Source organism: Geobacter psychrophilus (genome assembly GCF_056821595.1).
In genome coordinates this window covers 144,233-160,459 of record NZ_JBXDTU010000004.1, presented here as the reverse complement: position 1 = coordinate 160,459, position 16,227 = coordinate 144,233, and the positions used below count along the sequence as shown (strand labels likewise).

16 protein-coding genes are annotated in these 16,227 nt (G+C 57.6%); 9 read left to right on the top strand and 7 right to left on the bottom strand.

The features are described from left to right. Positions 1 to 37 precede the first annotated feature (37 nt). Complete coding sequence (locus ACOCF6_RS02915; protein WP_482458889.1) at positions 38 to 535, bottom strand: GbsR/MarR family transcriptional regulator; 498 nt, start codon at positions 533 to 535, stop codon at positions 38 to 40. A gap of 285 nt (positions 536 to 820) precedes the next feature. Between ACOCF6_RS02915 and ACOCF6_RS02910 the strand changes: the two genes are divergently transcribed. The 5 genes from ACOCF6_RS02910 to ACOCF6_RS02890 all read left to right on the top strand — a co-directional run bounded on the left by ACOCF6_RS02910 (position 821) and on the right by ACOCF6_RS02890 (position 4,455). After that, complete coding sequence (locus tag ACOCF6_RS02910; protein ID WP_482458888.1) at positions 821 to 1,111, top strand: type II toxin-antitoxin system Phd/YefM family antitoxin; 291 nt, start codon at positions 821 to 823, stop codon at positions 1,109 to 1,111. Further along, the gene (locus tag ACOCF6_RS02905; RefSeq protein ID WP_482458887.1) at positions 1,108 to 1,407 is read left to right on the top strand and encodes a type II toxin-antitoxin system RelE/ParE family toxin; all 300 of its coding nucleotides are present in this window, start codon (positions 1,108 to 1,110) and stop codon (positions 1,405 to 1,407) included. Before ACOCF6_RS02910 ends, ACOCF6_RS02905 begins: the two co-directional genes overlap by 4 nt. Before the next feature lie 341 nt (positions 1,408 to 1,748). Next, the gene (locus tag ACOCF6_RS02900; RefSeq protein ID WP_482458886.1) at positions 1,749 to 2,252 is read left to right on the top strand and encodes a hypothetical protein; all 504 of its coding nucleotides are present in this window, start codon (positions 1,749 to 1,751) and stop codon (positions 2,250 to 2,252) included. Between the two features lie 196 nt (positions 2,253 to 2,448). Further along, the gene (gene lnt, locus ACOCF6_RS02895) at positions 2,449 to 4,038 is read left to right on the top strand and encodes an apolipoprotein N-acyltransferase (RefSeq protein WP_482458885.1); all 1,590 of its coding nucleotides are present in this window, start codon (positions 2,449 to 2,451) and stop codon (positions 4,036 to 4,038) included. Positions 4,039 to 4,083: 45 nt separating this feature from the next. After that, a complete protein-coding gene (locus tag ACOCF6_RS02890; protein ID WP_482458884.1) occupies positions 4,084 to 4,455 on the top strand; it encodes a pyridoxamine 5'-phosphate oxidase family protein in 372 nt (123 codons plus the stop codon). An 8-nt stretch (positions 4,456 to 4,463) separates the two neighbouring features. Here ACOCF6_RS02890 and ACOCF6_RS02885 read toward each other — a convergent pair whose 3' ends face one another. Genes ACOCF6_RS02885 through ACOCF6_RS02875 form a run of 3 tightly spaced genes read right to left on the bottom strand, consistent with a single transcriptional unit; the run spans position 4,464 to position 7,327 of the window. Further along, complete coding sequence (locus ACOCF6_RS02885) at positions 4,464 to 5,633, bottom strand: MFS transporter (RefSeq protein ID WP_482458883.1); 1,170 nt, start codon at positions 5,631 to 5,633, stop codon at positions 4,464 to 4,466. Positions 5,634 to 5,669: 36 nt separating this feature from the next. Next, positions 5,670 to 6,341, bottom strand: coding sequence for a DUF6973 domain-containing protein (locus tag ACOCF6_RS02880; protein WP_482458882.1), 672 nt, complete (start codon positions 6,339 to 6,341; stop codon positions 5,670 to 5,672). Then, positions 6,341 to 7,327, bottom strand: a complete 987-nt coding sequence (locus tag ACOCF6_RS02875) for an aldo/keto reductase (RefSeq protein ID WP_482458881.1) — start codon at positions 7,325 to 7,327, stop codon at positions 6,341 to 6,343. Before ACOCF6_RS02875 ends, ACOCF6_RS02880 begins: the two co-directional genes overlap by 1 nt. A 245-nt stretch (positions 7,328 to 7,572) precedes the next feature. Between ACOCF6_RS02875 and ACOCF6_RS02870 the strand changes: the two genes are divergently transcribed. From ACOCF6_RS02870 to adeC, 4 genes are all read left to right on the top strand, one after another. After that, positions 7,573 to 8,151 (top strand): TetR/AcrR family transcriptional regulator, encoded by a 579-nt coding sequence (locus ACOCF6_RS02870; RefSeq protein WP_482458880.1) that lies wholly within the window; start codon positions 7,573 to 7,575, stop codon positions 8,149 to 8,151. An 83-nt stretch (positions 8,152 to 8,234) separates the two neighbouring features. Then, positions 8,235 to 9,434 carry an efflux RND transporter periplasmic adaptor subunit gene (locus ACOCF6_RS02865; protein WP_482458879.1) on the top strand — a complete coding sequence of 400 codons (1,200 nt, stop codon included), beginning with the start codon at positions 8,235 to 8,237 and terminating at the stop codon, positions 9,432 to 9,434. 139 nt (positions 9,435 to 9,573) lie between these two features. Continuing rightward, complete coding sequence (locus tag ACOCF6_RS02860; RefSeq protein ID WP_482458878.1) at positions 9,574 to 12,741, top strand: efflux RND transporter permease subunit; 3,168 nt, start codon at positions 9,574 to 9,576, stop codon at positions 12,739 to 12,741. A 1-nt stretch (position 12,742) separates the two neighbouring features. Further along, entirely contained in the window at positions 12,743 to 14,176 is a 1,434-nt protein-coding gene (gene adeC / locus ACOCF6_RS02855) for an AdeC/AdeK/OprM family multidrug efflux complex outer membrane factor (protein WP_482458877.1), read from the top strand. 146 nt (positions 14,177 to 14,322) lie between these two features. Here adeC and ACOCF6_RS02850 read toward each other — a convergent pair whose 3' ends face one another. The 3 genes from ACOCF6_RS02850 to ACOCF6_RS02840 form a co-directional block, all read right to left on the bottom strand. Then, the gene (locus ACOCF6_RS02850) at positions 14,323 to 14,529 is read right to left on the bottom strand and encodes a hypothetical protein (protein WP_482458876.1); all 207 of its coding nucleotides are present in this window, start codon (positions 14,527 to 14,529) and stop codon (positions 14,323 to 14,325) included. A gap of 174 nt (positions 14,530 to 14,703) precedes the next feature. Further along, positions 14,704 to 14,892 carry a hypothetical protein gene (locus ACOCF6_RS02845; protein WP_482458875.1) on the bottom strand — a complete coding sequence of 63 codons (189 nt, stop codon included), beginning with the start codon at positions 14,890 to 14,892 and terminating at the stop codon, positions 14,704 to 14,706. Positions 14,893 to 14,956: 64 nt separating this feature from the next. Next, positions 14,957 to 15,994, bottom strand: a complete 1,038-nt coding sequence (locus ACOCF6_RS02840) for a fatty acid desaturase (protein ID WP_482458874.1) — start codon at positions 15,992 to 15,994, stop codon at positions 14,957 to 14,959. Between the last annotated feature and the right edge of the window lie 233 nt (positions 15,995 to 16,227).

Below are 16,227 nucleotides of genomic sequence, written 5' to 3'. Positions count from 1 at the left end.
TATGTTCTGTAATTGCAGAACAGAAGTGTCAAAAAAATTATGTGCGACCCATAAAAAACGAAATAACAGCGCGCGCCTGGCTCTCGCCTGATAGGAGTTTTACAGCAAGCGTGTCGAATGTTTGTAACATCTGCTCCATCTGTTTCAACCGTTCAAGTGCAATGCCGTCTGGTGAGGCTTTAGCGCTCTCAAGCGTTTCTTGGATGCTCGTAACAATCGGGTCGAACTCCCGCTTCTTGCGTTCCCTCATGATATTGAACAGCATTTTCCAGACGTCCGGCTCGCAAACATAGAATTCACGCCGATCACCAGTGACAAAGGTCTTGCGAATTACGCTCCACGAACGCAATTCCTTGAGGCTCGTACTTACATTACTCTTACTCATGGTGAGTCTTTGAGCAATGTCATCTAGGCACCATGGTGTTTCCGTGGCGATCAAGAGGCCATGGACCCTTGCTACAGATGTATTCACGCCCCAAAGTGACCCCATTGACCCCCAGGAATCGATAAAATTATCCACAATAGAAACATCCATGCAGGTTCTCCTTGGTCTGTCTATACAGAACATATCAACTCGGTATATATTCGTCAATACAAATTTTGCTGACAACTTGATCTATCGGAAAAAGGTTGTAAAAGGGGCAAAAATAATCAGCCCGTCCCCATATAGCTCCCCATTTGGGGAGATCACCGGTTCACGCGCGTGCACGTGAACCGGTGAATACTGAGTTGAGCGAAGCATGAAATCCAGCACTTGTATTGGTCGCTTTATTGGTCTATATTTTGACCATCAAGGGATACGTATCAAGGAGGTAATACAATGAGAGCTATTTCAATCAGTAATGACATTGTTCCAATTGCAGAATTTAAAACCAATATTTCAAAGTGGTTCAAAACACTTCAGACATCCGGACATCCACTTATCATTACCCAAAACAGCAAACCAGCTGGTGTACTGTTGTCTGCTGCGGATTACGATGAACTGGTTTACCGAAAATCTTTTCTTGACTCTGTTGAGAAGGGGATTGAAGACGTTGAAAGCGGGCGTACCCAAACCACAGATGAATTGCGAAAAGCCCTGCGAGCCCGAAGAAGTGCGGGTAATCCATGAACGTAACATGGTCACAGGAAGCTGGAGAAAATCTGGTTGATATAGAGGAGTTTATTGCACGTGACAGTGTAGAGCGCGCTGTTCAGTTTGTTGATACCCTAATTGACCAGACTGAAGCAATTTTGGCTGACAATCCGAGAAGCGGAAGGACTGTGCCGGAAATAGGTAATCCTGATATTCGAGAGCTTATTTACCGAGGATATCGCATTGTCTACCGATTGAATGGTGATCGAATCGACATACTTACCGTATTTGAAGGGCACCGGCTATTGCGACTGAATGAATCAGGCGATTAGGAAAGCAGCTTGGGTCGGGCCAAGCTAACCACCAGCTGTAATGTTGAAACTAATGGGCGGTAGGCAGCCCTGTTTGTGGCCTTGGAGCCCCGTTTTTGCCCGTAAAAGAGGCATCTAATAATTGCGAGAGCAAACCGACATCATACTCCGGGGCAGGTGTGGCATAAGGAGTTTTCGAGGGTGGTAACCAGCGTACCCCTCGTACCTATATGGAAAATTTGACATTCAATTTCAGTCGTATCGCTTTTCGACGTGCCTTCCGGATCGGTTTGGTGATACTGGTAGCTCTGTGTGCGATATTTCCAAAGGAGGCTTTTACGAGCGGCCCCAACAGCGCAAAAATGGAAAAAGAATGGTACCGGTTGTCGATCTCCTCGATGGTGTATAAGCACTGGTCTGAACGTGACCCTGCCAAGTTGCAGCAAAGAATTCGCGAGGAAGAGGCTGAATTTCGACGCGAACATGCAGCGCTGATCAAAGCTGCGGAAGAGGGTGTTGAACGATGTTTCAGTGAGCGGCGTAAGCGGTATCCCGACCTCAAGCTCGTGAAATGGTCGATCGCGAAAGACTACCCCAATTTCGACGACATGATGGCAGACGAAGAAGGATTTCCCCAAAATACCAAGTTCTCTTTTTCGATGGGATTCAGACTTCAGAATCACGACCTGACTGCAGGCCTGGAAATCGGGTTTGCGAGTGCGCCCACGATCGCGGCTTATAAAGAGTTGAAAAAATCTCTAGCCGGACTTTTTGGACAGATCAATCAAAAAAAGTGGCCTGAACCGGATGCCGATTTTCCTGCCCCGATTTCAATTGGCGGGCCTAAACCGCCACACAGGAAGTAGTGCTGTGCAAATATAGCGACTGCCAATGCGATTGCCGGGAAAACCAGCGACCGGGAATAATGTTGGGAGAAATGGAAGTTCACAGCTCCACATCTCAAAAAGCAAGAAAAGAACTGATGTCCCAACTGGCTTACGAACTGCGCATAAAACCCGGCAGGTCAAAGCCATGACACCATTATCCGCATAAGGACAGACCATGCCGACCAGCCATCCCCTGAAAACTACACTCCCCTGGATTGCCGCGATAGCGGGCGGTCTGCTCGTGTTTCTGGGTTACGCCGGCTTTGACCAGTTCTACCTGGAATGGTTCTGCCTCGTGCCGGTCCTGTGGGCGATCCGGGATCAGAGCCCGGGACGGGCCTTCTGCATCGGCTGGCTGGCCGGCATCGTCATGAACATCGGCGGTTTCTACTGGGCCATCCATATGTTCCAGCAGTTCGCAGGCATGCCCTGGCCAACTGCCGCCCTCGGACTGCTGCTGCTGGCCGCGGCCAACGGCATCGTTTTTGCCGCCTGGGCGGGCGGCACGCGGCTGATCACCCGCGCTACCGGCTGGAGTGTGGTCTGGATCGCACCGGTGCTCTGGACCGCGCTGGAGAAGTTCTGGCCCGAAATATTCCCCAACTACCTGGGCGCCAGCCAGTACCAGCTCTATCTTCTGACCCAGATAGCGGATCTAACCGGCATCCTGGGGGTTACCTTTCTCGTTGTCTATCTCAATTCCACGCTCTATTTTGCGCTTGAACAGTGGTTCGGGCAGCGGCGCATCGCTGCCCGCCAGCTGCTGTTCTGCGCAGCGGTTATGGCCGCGGTGCTGATCTACGGCCAGCTGCGTATCCGGGACGTGGAGCGTCAGATCGGGGTGGCCGAAAAGCTGACCATCGGGTTGATTCAGACCAACCGCGGGGCGACTGCAAAACGCCTGGACACGACCAAACTGCTCAGTGAACACCAGGAGATGTCCCGCTCGCTGGTCGCCAGTCGCCCCGTCGACCTGATCGTCTGGCCGGAATCCGTCCTTGGGGTCAACCTGCCGTCCCGCGAGAAGAGCAGCCTGCCGACGGAGGTGACCGGCAATACCCACACCGCCACCCTGTTCGGTGTTGTCCTGCGAACCGGCGAGGGGGGGGCGGACCTGCCCCGTTCCTCGGCCCTGCTCACGGATGGCGATGGCCGGATTCTCGGCAGCTATGACAAGATCGTGCTGGTCCCCTTCGGCGAGTACATTCCGCTGGGCGAGACCTTTCCGTCCCTGTACTCACTGCTGCCGGTCAGGGGCAGGTTCCAACCCGGTGATATCCGTGAGCCGCTGTTGTTCGGAAAACACCTGCTGTCGGTGAACATCTGCTACGAGGACATCTTTCCCGGCCACATCCGCTCCCTGATGCAGGGCGGGCTCGACCGGCGCAAACCTGACGTGCTGATCAACCTGACCAACGATTCCTGGTACGGTAAAACCACCGAACCGCTGGAACACCTGGCCCTGGCAAGTTTCCGCTCGATCGAGCACCGCCGCTCGCTGGTACGTTCAACCAATACCGGTATCTCTGCATTCGTGGACCCGCTCGGCCGCATCGTTGCGCGCAGTGGAATCTGGACCCGGGAAACGCTGGTCGAACGGGTGCCGATGATGCGCGGGGGCACGGTCTACGGGGTGCTGGGAGACTGGTTTGGCTGGCTCTGCGGGCTGCTTGCCCTGGCCGGCCTCGTACTATCGGTGCGTCGCGGAAAACCTGAACAGCCTCCGACGCCCGGAAGGATGAGACAGGGCAGACACAACACCTGATTTATTAAGAGCTGACCTTAGATCAATAAACTGGAGGTAGACACGATGATTCCGGAAATAATGCTGGATGTACTGAAACAGGACGGGGTGGTTGCCATTGCAACTTTGGGACAGGAGGGACCGCATATGGTCAACACCTGGAATAGTTATGTGCAGACAACCCCCGATGGACGCCTGCTGATACCGGCCGGCTACATGTATAAGACCGAGGCCAATATTGCCTACAACAACACGGTGCTGATTACGTTGGGCAGCAGCAAGGTGGCGGGAAAGATGGGACCCGGTACCGGATTTCTGATCAAGGGTACGGCGGCCTTCATCAGCTCCGGGCCGGATTTTGATGCCACGAAGAAGAGATTCGCATGGGCACGGGCGGTAGTGGCCGTTACCATCGCCTCTGTCACGCAGACCTTATAGGCTGGCGGTTACTGCAGCGGCTTTTTCTGCATCAACACGAAAAACAGCACTACAGTCAGCGCTGCCACACCTCCGGCTGCGGCGAAGCCGAGCGGATAGCCGATCCGTTTTAGGGCGAGCCCCATAACCGTGGAGCCGGCCATCATCCCCAGATAGATACAGCTGTTGTACATTCCCATGGCCAGCCCGCGCTGCACGGCCGGGATCAGCTCGGCGATCATGGCGCCGATGGCGGTGAAGGTCAGGGCCATGCCGACCCCCATGACCACGGCGCAGCCCATCATCTGTCCCAGGTGTGCCGACTGTCCCATGGCACCCAATGCAACAGCCAGGCAGATCAGCCCTGCGGTAACCAGCCGGCGGCGATCACAGCGGTCGGCCAGTCTGCCGATCGGTACTCTGCCGACCACATTGGTTATGGCTTGGGCGGCAAACACCAGTCCGACCTGGGCCGGATCACATCCCTGCAGCGCGGCATACAACGGGAGAAAGGTCAGGAAGACACCGAAACCGATGCAGCTGCCGGTGGTTGCCAGCAGGCAGGCCAGCAGTCGCCGGTTGCGCAGCAACTCGACACTGGCTGACAAGGCGGCCTGCAGGCCGGTTTTGTGACGGGGAGGGCCGTGGGGCAGTACCAGTAGTGCCAGAACGGCAACCGCTGCCAACAGTCCGCCGGAGATCCAGAACACCTGGCGCAGGCCGACCGCCTTGGCCAGAAAGCCCCCCGAAGCCGGCCCCAGGGTCATGGCGATGTAAATGGCGGTGGTGTACCAGCCATAGGCCTGACCCAGGCGTTCGGCAGGCATGACATCTGCCACCAGTGAAAGCATGCCGGGGGCAAAGGCGGCCAGGCCGGCGCCGAAGAGGATATAGGCGGCGGCCATCTGACCCGGCTGGTGACACTGGGTCACCAGCAGTGAAGAGGCCGCCGTGGCAATGATGCCGGCAATGATCGGCATCCGCCGACCGGTGCGGTCGGCCAGCAGCCCGAAGGGAATCGACAACAGTCCGGCCGTCAGCATGAAGGCGCCGTTGATCGTACCCACCTGGGCCGGACCGGCCCCCAGCGTGGCGGCGAAGAGCGGCATAACCGGGATGCGCAGGTACGAGCTGAAAAAGGCGGCGAAACCGATCAGGCACAACAGCAGGAATGGAGTCAGGGAACGTTGTATGGGCATGTGGTCATATTACCGCTTGTACAAGGTAAAGAGGTTTCATTTTACGCATAATGAATGCCTGAGCCGCTGAAGAGCATTCAATGCGCTGGTTTCGCAGCCTGCGGGCTGTCCCGCCAACTCCATGCCGATGCGGTTGTTGTGCAGGTCCATGAGCTTGTCGCAGCATCTGTTGCTGCTGGATCCTTTACCAAATCCGAACATCACCGAACTGTCCTCTTCATGGGCGTCCAGAAGCCCTTTTGCAAACGCGCCGCCAAACTGCTCGGTCAGTTGGCAGGCCAGATAGGCATGGCGGGCTGCATCCCCGAGTCCGCTTTGTAGCGAGGCGCGATCCCACAGCCCTTCGTCGGCCTTGTCCTGCTCCCACTTCCGGACGTGCCTTTTGACGGACAATGCCCTGAAGCAATCCAGGGGGTGGATCAGGCAGTAGGCCTCTTCGGCCCAGTCGGAGACCGGCGCGGATTCAGTCAGCTTTTCGATGCTTTGCAGCTGCCCATCAACGCAGATTTCCTTCCGGCAGTCATCCGGCGCATACTGGTGAGGCTGTTCACCGGGAGCTGTCGAACAGGTCATTGTGCCGTCCGGTGGTACGGTCGGCCGCGTTACAGAGCAGCCCGCCAGCAAGAATAGTCCGGCCAGCAGCAGGTATTTCAGGAACGTGTATCGCCTGGTTATATCGATCATACGGGTGCAGATAAGAAGTCGCATCAGCGGTTGACGAGCGGCATCATGGCCGCCGGGTATCGTTCGCCGCTCGCCGCTCCCCTGGGCAGCATTTCGTCGATCTCGGCCCGTTCGGTTGCGCTGAGGGAGATCGTGCCGGCGGCAATATTCTCCTCCAGGAACGTTCTGCGCTTGGTGCCCGGTATCGGCACAATATCGTTGCCCTGGGCCATCAACCAAGCCAGGGCCAGCTGGCCGGGAGTGATCCCTTTGCGTGCGGCGATGGCCTGGACCCGATCCAGCAGTTCCAGGTTTTTCGAAAAGTTCTCTCCCTGAAAGCGGGGTGACGTACGGCGGTAGTCGTCGGCTGCAAATGCATCGGGGCTTTTCAATTGTCCGGTCAGGAAGCCGCGCCCCAGCGGGCTGTAGGCCACAAAGCCGATCCCCAGCTCCCGCAGGGTTGCCAGCAGTTCGTCTTCCGGATCGCGGCTCCAGAGGGAGTACTCGCTCTGCAGGGCGCTGATCGGATGTTCAGCGTGGGCGCGGGTGATGGTCTGGACACATGCCTCGGACAGCCCCAGATAGCGCACCTTGCCGGCCGTGATCAGATCGGCCATGACCCCCACGGTCTCCTCGATCGGCACGTCGGCGTCCACCCGGTGCTGGTAATACAGGTCGATGTGGTCCATGCCCAGGCGCTTGAGCGAGGCGTCACAGGCACTGCGCACATACTCGGGCCTGCCGCTGATGCCGCGGAAGCCCGGGTCGGCACTCCTCTGGATACCAAACTTGGTGGCGATCACCACCTGATCCCGTCTGTTGCGCAACGCTTTGCCGACCAGCTCCTCGTTGGTAAAGGGGCCGTAGGCATCCGAGGTGTCGAACAGGGTGACCCCCAGATCGAGAGCGCGGTGGATGGTGGCGATGGATTCCTCCTCGTCCCGCACCCCGTAGAATTCCGACATCCCCATGCATCCCAACCCCTGGGCCGATACGCTCAATCCCTGTGTTCCCAGTTTCCTCTGATCCATGGTCATACTCCTTGCGTATCCGCAGTTCTGCCTGAATGTTTTTCAACGTGGTAGCAGGAATCACCGGATTTATCAACCAGGAAGCTGAGTCATCGCTGCCTGTTACCTGTTGCAGGGCTGCTTTGAAAACTGCATGTACCGGTCGTGATGTCGTATACGATCAGCCTCTAGAAAATAAATTGACAGAAAGAGTGGAATGCGGGTAACTTGGAATGAACGTTCATTCAATTTCTGGGAGACGCTATATGATCAAGCCGGACAAACGGGAAGAAATAGTGCATGCCGCTCTGGAGCTGATAGCTGAAAACGGCTTCCACGGCGCACCCATGGCAATGATCGCCGAGCGGGCCAATGTCGCTGCCGGAACGATCTACCGCTACTTCGAGAACAAGGACGTGCTGATAAATGAGCTGTATGCAGATATCGAGAAGAATATCCTAGTGGCTCTGCAGGAGGGGTACTCGGTCGAAAAGCCGTTCCGCGAGCGCTTTCTGCATCTGGGTACGGAGCTGTTGCACCATTTTATCCGCAATCCGCTGGTTTTTCGCTATCTGGAGCAGTTCCATAACTCTCCCTATGGCGTGGAATTCAGGCGGGATAAGATCCTGGGCACGACGACCAGCGGCTGCAATGTGTTCAGAGAGCTGTTCGAGTTGGGCATAACCCAGCAGATCCTGAAGGACCTGCCCTTGGTGATACTGTTCGCCCTCTTTTTCGGCCCGGTATTATCCGTGGCCCGGGATCATATTCTCGGTTTTGTCGAGTTGGATGAAGCCCTGATCCATCGGACCATCGAGGCTTGCTGGGACGGCATCAAGCGCTGAACACGGGCAACGGGCTGCAATAAGGTTTTTGATTATATATTTAAAAATGAACATTCATTTTCACACTATTCTCAGAGGTGTCTATGCAAATCACGTACAGAACAGCATTATTTGCCAGTGTTGGAATCCTTGCCTTCAGTATTCTGGTCACCGGCTGCAGTAAGCCCAAGGCTGCCCCGCCGCAGGCACCCACCCCTGAAGTGGGTATTGTGGTGGTAAAACCGCAGCGGGTGGCATTGACGACGGAGCTGACCGGTCGCACCGCGCCCAACCTGATTGCCGAGGTCCGGCCGCAGGTCAACGGCATCATCAAGAAACGGGTCTTCACCGAGGGGGGCGATGTCAAAGCCGGCCAGGTGCTGTACCAGATCGACCCGGCGACGTACCAGGCAGCCTTTGCCAGCGCCAAGGCCGCCGAGGCCAGGGCCGAGGCCAGCTTGAATGCCGTTAGGCTCAAGGCCCAGCGCTATCAGGAGCTGGTTGCCATCAAGGCGGTCAGCCAGCAGGACAACGATGATGCCCAGGCCTCGCTCAAACAGGCCGAGGCCGATGTTGCCTCTGCCAAGGCCGCCGTGGAAACCGCCCGGATCAACCTGGCCTACACCAGGGTGACTGCCCCCATTTCCGGACGGATCGGGCGTTCAACCGTCACCGACGGGGCGCTGGTGACCGCCAACCAGACCGGCGCGCTGGCCACGATCCAGCAGCTCGGTTCCATGTATGTTGATGTCACCCAGTCCAGTGCTGAACTGCTCAAATTGAAGCAGAACCTTGCCAGCGGCCTGATGAAGAACAATGGTGCCGCCCAGGCGCGGGTCAAGCTGCTGCTGGAAGACGGCAGTGCCTATCCGCTGCCCGGCACCCTGAAATTTTCGGAAGTCACTGTCGATCAAAGCACCGGTTCGATTACGCTGCGGGCGATCTTCCCGAACCCGAAACAGACCCTGCTTCCGGGGATGTTTGTGCGCGCCATTCTGGAGGAGGGGGTAAGTGAGAATGCCATTCTCATTCCGCAGCGCGGCGTGAGCCGCAATCCGAAAGGCGAGGCCGTGGTCATGACCGTCGGAGCGGGAGAGAAGGTGGAGCCGCGCCCGATCAAGGTTGTCCGTACGCTTGGCGACAGCTGGCTGGTCAGCGACGGGCTGAAAGCGGGTGACCGTGTCATCGTGGAGGGGCTGCAGAAGGCAAGGCCGGGAACCGTGGTCAAAGCGGTGCCGTTCGGTTCTGCACCGGCAGCGGCAGCACCTGCTGGCGCCGCGCAACCTGCGGCAGCAAAGAAATAACAACATTTCCTTCTCCTCCGGGGAGAAGGTGGCCGAAGGCCGGATGAGGGGAGAGTGTGCCGCACAGCACGTTTCCCACTCACCCTAATCCTCTCTCTCAGGGAGAGGGGACATGTAACGTCATATAAGGAGCCGCTCCATGCCTAAATTTTTCATAAATCGCCCGATCTTTGCCTGGGTTATTGCCATCATGGTCATGCTGGCCGGCCTGCTGTCGATCAAGAAACTGCCGGTCTCTCAATACCCGCCGATCGCGCCGCCGCAGATCGCTATTAATGCCATGTATCCGGGCGCTTCGGCCCAGACCGTACAGGACACCGTCACCCAGGTCATTGAGCAAAAGCTGAACGGCATCGACAACCTGATCTATATGTCGTCCACCAGCGACTCGGCCGGTGCCGTGACCATCACCCTGACCTTCAAGGCCGGCACCGACCCCAATATCGCCCAGGTGCAGGTGCAGAACAAGCTGCAGCTGGCCGTGCCGCTCCTGCCCCAGATTGTCCAGCGCTCGGGGATTCAGGTGGTAAAATCCACCCGAAACTTCCTGCTGATCGTCGGCCTGGTATCGGAAGACGGCTCCATGGATCGCAATACGCTGACCGACTACATGGTCTCAAACCTCCAGGATATCGTCAGCCGCCTGGAGGGGGTTGGCGAACTGATGATTTTCGGTACCCAGAATGCCATGCGCATCTGGCTGAACCCGGCCAAGCTGAACAACTACCACATGACCACCAACGACGTCATCGCTGCGCTGCAGTCCCAGAATGCCCAGGTGTCGGCCGGCCAGTTCGGCGGCTCCCCTGCCAACCAGGGACAGCAACTCAATGCCACCATCAACGCCCGCTCCCTGCTGACGACTCCGGAGCAGTTCGATGCCATCATCCTGCGCACCAATCCTGACGGCTCTACGGTCAAGCTCAGGGATGTGGCCGAAAGCAAGATCGGCACCGAGAACTACGAGATTCAGTCCTATTACAACGGCAAGCCATTGGGTGGCATGGCGATCCGCCTGGCGTCCGGCGCCAATGCCCTGGAAACCGGTGACCGGATCAAAGCCAAGATGGCGGAGTTGTCCAAATACTTCCCCCCCGGCATGAAGGTGGTCTATCCCTACGACTCAACCCCCTTCGTCAAGATCTCCATTGAAGAGGTAGTTCAGACCCTGATCGAGGCGGTCTTCCTGGTCTTTATCATCATGTTCCTTTTTCTGCAGAACATCCGCGCCACGCTGATCCCAACCATCGCGGTACCGGTGGTCCTTCTGGGCACCATGGGTGTATTGGCGGTCTGCGGGTACTCCATCAACACCCTGACCATGTTCGCTCTGGTGATTGTCATCGGCCTGCTGGTGGATGACGCCATCGTGGTCGTGGAGAACGTGGAGCGGATCATGTCCGAGGAGGGGCTGTCGCCCCATGATGCCACCATCAAATCCATGGGGCAGATCACCAGCGCCCTGTGGGGCATCGCCACCGTACTGACGGCGGTCTTCCTTCCCATGGCCTTCTTTCCCGGCTCCACCGGCGTCATCTACCGCCAGTTCTCCATTACCATCATCTCGGCCATGATCCTGTCCGTATTGGTTGCCATGATCCTGACCCCGGCGCTCTGTGCCACCCTGCTCAAACCGGTGGAAAAAGGGCACACGCCCGGGGAGTGCGGCTGGTTCTGCCAATTCTTCCGCTACTTCAACCGGGCATTCGATTTCTGCCGGGCCAAGTATGAAGGGATCGTCGGGCGCTCTTTCGGCAAGCCGGTACGCTATCTGGTGGTCTATGGCTGCATTGTGGCCGCCATGGCCTTCTTCTTCATGAAGCTTCCCACCTCATTCCTGCCGGATGAGGATCAGGGCTTTATCATCTGCCAGGTCCAGTTGCCGGCCGGCGCCACCCAGGAGCGGACCATCCAGGTCATCCGACAGCTGGAACAGCATTTCCTGGAGAAAGAGTCGAAAACCGTGCAAGGCGTCATTACCGTGGCCGGCTTCAGCTTTGCCGGTCGCGGCCAGAACATGGGGCTGGCCTTTGTCAGGCTCAAACACTGGGACCAGCGCAAGAGCCCCGATATGAAGGCGTCGGCCATTGCCGGCCGGGCCATGGGGGCATTCTCGAAATTCAGGGATGGACTCGCCTTTGCCTTCTCACCACCGGCAGTACTCGAACTGGGAGTGGCCAACGGGTTCGACCTGCAGCTGCAGGATCGTGGCGGCCTGGGGCATGAAAAGCTGATGGAGGCGCGCAATCAGCTGCTGGGCATGGCCATGAAAAACAAGAAACTGGTAGCAGTGCGCCCCAACGGTCAGGATGATTCGCCCCAGTTCAAGCTCGACATCGACGACGTGCGGGCCGGAGCTCTGGGGGTTTCCCAGGCTGATATCAACAGCGTCCTCTCTACGGCCTGGGGCAGCACCTATGTCAACGACTTTATTCAGAACGGCCGGGTCAAGAAGGTTTACCTCCAGGCCGACGCCAAATACCGCATGCTGCCGGAGGATATCAACAGCTGGTATGTCAGCAATAAACAAGGGGAGATGGTACCGTTTTCCGCCTTTGCCACCGCCCGCTGGCAGTATGGCTCGCCCCGCCTGGAGCGTTACAACGGCATATCGGCTGTGGAGGTTCTGGGACAGGCCGCACCCGGCATCAGTACCGGCGAAGCCATGGACGAAGTGGAAAAGATGGTGGCCCAGCTGCCGCCCGGCATCGGCTATGAATGGACCGGCCTCTCCTACGAGGAACGGAATGCCGGGGCCCAGGCACCGGCCCTGTATGCCATCTCCCTGCTGGTGGTGTTCCTCTCCGTGGCGGCTCTGTACGAGAGCTGGACCATCCCCTTCGTCAACCTGCTGATGCTGCCGCTGGGGCTGGTGGGTGCAGTTGTCGCGGTCAAGCTGCGGGTGTTTCCCAACGATGTGTATCTGCAGATCGGACTGCTGACGACGGTCGGCCTTTCCACCAAGAACGCCATCCTGATCATCCAGTTCATCAAGGACCAGATGCATCAGGGGCATGAACTGGTGGAAGCGACGCTGATGGCGGTCAAGATCAGGCTGCGGCCGGTCATCATGACCTCGCTGGCCTTCTTCTTCGGCACCCTGCCGCTGGCGCTGACCAAAGGGGCCGGTGCTTCCGCCCAGAACGCCATCGGAACTGCGGTCACCGGAGGATTGTTGTCGGCGACCTTTATCGACCTGATCTTTATTCCGTTCTTCTTTGTCCTGGTTTCCCGAATGTTCGGAAAGAAGAAATACAAACCTCACGCAGAAGAACCAAAAGCAGTCACCGCTTCGGAGGTAAACTGATATGAACCCTGTACGACGGATGATGACAGTCCTGTTTCTCCCTCTGGGCGCGGTACTTTTCCTTGGCGGCTGCGCGACCATGGCCCCCACATACACCCAGCCGGTTGCCCCGGTTCCGGCGGCCTGGCCCAGCGGTCCGGCCTATCAGTCTGCCGCCGCTCCAGCGCAGAAGCCGCTGGCCGAGATCCCCTGGCGGGAGTTCTTCGTGGACGAACAGTTGCGCACGCTGATCGCCCTGGCCCTGGAGAATAACCGCGACCTGCGGGTCGCCACCCTCAACATCGAGCGTTCCCGGGCCCAGTACCAGATCCGGAGCTCCGATCTGCTGCCGAAGGTAGACGCTAACGCTGCTGCCAGTTTTCAGCGCATACCGGAATCCTTTTCCTCCAGCGGACGGGCCACTCGGTCTGATCAGTACAGCGTCGGTCTGGGCGTCAGTTCCTATGAGCTGGATCTGTTCGGCCGGGTGCGCAGTCTCAAGGACCAGGCCCTGGAGCAGTACCTGGCCACTGAGCAGGCGCAGCGCAGTGTTCAGATCAGTCTGGTTGCACAGGTCGCCGCCGCCTATCTGGCGCTGGCAGCCGACCGTGAGCGGCTGCAATTTGCCAAGGATACGCTGACAAACCAGCTGGAGTCGTTCAAGCTGACCAGAAGCCGCTTCGAGGCCGGAGTCACGTCCCAGCTCACCGTGAATCAGGCCCAGACCACCGTGGATACGGCGCGTGTGGATATCGCCCGCTTCACCACCCTGGTGGCCCAGGACGAAAATGCCCTGGCCCTGGTAGTCGGCTCGATCGTACCGGCTGAACTGCTTCCGCAATCGCTTTCCCTGTCACTGACCGCGCTCAGGGACCTTGCTCCCGGACTGCCGTCCGATGTGCTGCTGGGACGTCCCGACATCCTCCAGGCCGAAGGCGTTCTTAAGGGGGCCAACGCCAATATCGGCGCGGCCAGGGCCGCCTTTTTCCCCCGCATCACCCTGGTTTCATCCATCGGTTTCGGTACAGATGACCTGGCTGGTCTGTTCAAGCCCGGCTCCTTTGCCTGGAAGTTCGCGCCGCAGATCACGCTCCCGATCTTTGACGGCGGCAGCAACCGGGCCAATCTGACCGTGTCCGAAGTGGATCGTGACATCGCCGTGGCCCAGTACGAGAAGGCCATTCAGACCGCCTTCCGTGAGGTGGCCGACGCCCTGGCCCAGCGGGGGACCATCGATGACCAGGTGGCTGCCCAGCAGTCGCTTACCAACGCCACCGCCGAAAGCTATACACTCTCCCAGGCCCGCTTTGACAAAGGGGTGGACAGTTTCCTGACGGTGCTGGACTCCCAGCGCTCCCTGTACGGGGCACAGCTGAACCTGATCAGTACCCGTCTGGCGCGTCTGAACAATCTGGTAACGCTCTACAAGGTGTTGGGTGGAGGCGGGGGCAGGTGAGCAGCTTGCATGGTGGGTCAGGGTACAGGATGTTCCTGTACCCTTTTGGCACAACATAGTTTGTCAGGATATTGTTGCAGGTTCTGGCTGGGCAGGATTCGTCTCTTCAAGCTCCCGTTGCTCACGAATGAACCTGGCGACGGATATTACTTTTCAAGTGAAACGGGAAAACACACATTATGGGGCAGGTTGGCCTTGGCACCACACTTCGAGCAGGCAATGGTCGGGCTGTTTGTCAGATGGTAGACTTCATTCAGAAGTCCCATCTGACTGAGCCAGCAGATGTGTCCTTTATGCATTTCTCCGCACGAGCAGGTTTGTTCTGATTCTTCTATCTTCTGATCGGCAGTCATTGTCATCTCCAAAAATTCCTGTTGTTGAATCATAAACTTGTCACGACCGGTGAGTAGTACCAGAAACAGAGCGCATTTACCATGCAGTTCGATGATGTATTGTGCTCCTGCCCGTTCCGGGCGGCCGGATGTTTCACCAGCCCTGCTGCTGCCAGCAGTCGCAAGGAAAAGAGGTCAGGCTGCTTCTCTCTTGTGAGAGTAGAATCCGATCAGGAATTCGGCATCCCGGGGCGAGAGATCGAACTTGAAGATGGCTTCATTGACGAGCGGCATCACCGGCTGATCCGGGTGCTCCTGCAGATTTCCGGATACCCATTTGACGGCGCGTCGGATGTCTTCTCCATCTGGTAACAGTTCATTCATGGTCGTCTGTCTCCTCTGCATCCACTGCGTAGACTCAATCGCATTCTCCTAGCCAAATACGCTATCATGACAGCTCTCCTCTGCGCGGTTTCAGGGAGCTGAAACTGACCAATCTGCGCATATCTTCATCATACAGGTTCAGGCGCAATGATCCCAGGCTTTTTCGCAGGGAAAGCGGCTGTACCGCCTGCAACTCCGGAATGGCATCATAGCACTGCTGCAGGCGGTAGTTCGGAATGCCGGGACGCACATGGTGCACATGATGGATGCCGATGTTGCCCGTAACCCATTGCAGGAGTCGCGGCAGCCGGTAATAGGAAGCCCCTTCCATGGCGGCGCGCCACGGGTCCCATTCTTCGTGTCGCGCCCAGTAGACCCCCTCGAACTGATGCTGGTTGTAGAACAGCCAGACGCCGAGGGTTGCGGCCATGGTCAGCACCGGGATCTGGACCAGGAGGTAAGTGCGGAAACCGATTGTCAGGCCGGCAGTTACGGCAATGGCGGCAATGGCCAGGTTGGTGCAGATTACGCTGATGAAATCGATCCTTTTCGCCCCTGGCGACGGGTAGCGGTTGCGCAGCAGGAAGTAATACAGCGGGCCGATGCCGAGCAGGATGAGGGGATGCCGGTACAAGCGGTAGGCAAGGCGCTTGAGCGGCGGCGCAGACAGGTACTCCTCGACGGTCATGGTCGTAATATCCCCCATGCCGCGCCGGTCCAGGTCACCTGAGGTGATGTGATGCCCGGCATGACTGCGTCGCCAGTCATGAAACGCGGTGAAGGTCAGGATGCCGCAGATATACCCCACGTTTCTGTTCCAGCGGGGTGAGGGGAGGAACGACCCGTGGGTGCAGTCATGGAAAAAGATGAAGATCCGGGAGAACAGGGCGGCTGCAGCAGTGCCAAGTGCAAGGGTGATCCAGTAGGGCTGGTTGTGGCGGATGGTCTCGGCCATCAGGGCCAGCAGCAACAGATAGGGGATCAGGGCCGTCAGGAGTTGCCGGATTGCGCTGCGGGTGTCGGGTTTGGCGAACTGCGCGGTGGCCTGGTACCACTCCGGTTTTTCTTTTTTCGCGACGATAAGCACTGGATTGAAGGACATGACTCAGCTCCCGCAATGTCTGATCCTGGAATTCACCTGTTTCAATAATAGCAAAAAAATATGCTGCCCTCAAATGCCTGGTGAACAACACCCTGCTTTGTGATATCAGGTGCAACGCTTGATGCGGAAGAAGGCATGCAATCCGGCGATTGTTATATTAAAAATAGATTGTGGTAAAATTTTAGGATAAGCTTCCCGGGATTGTCCTGTAACAGCAGATGTCATCTTCGATA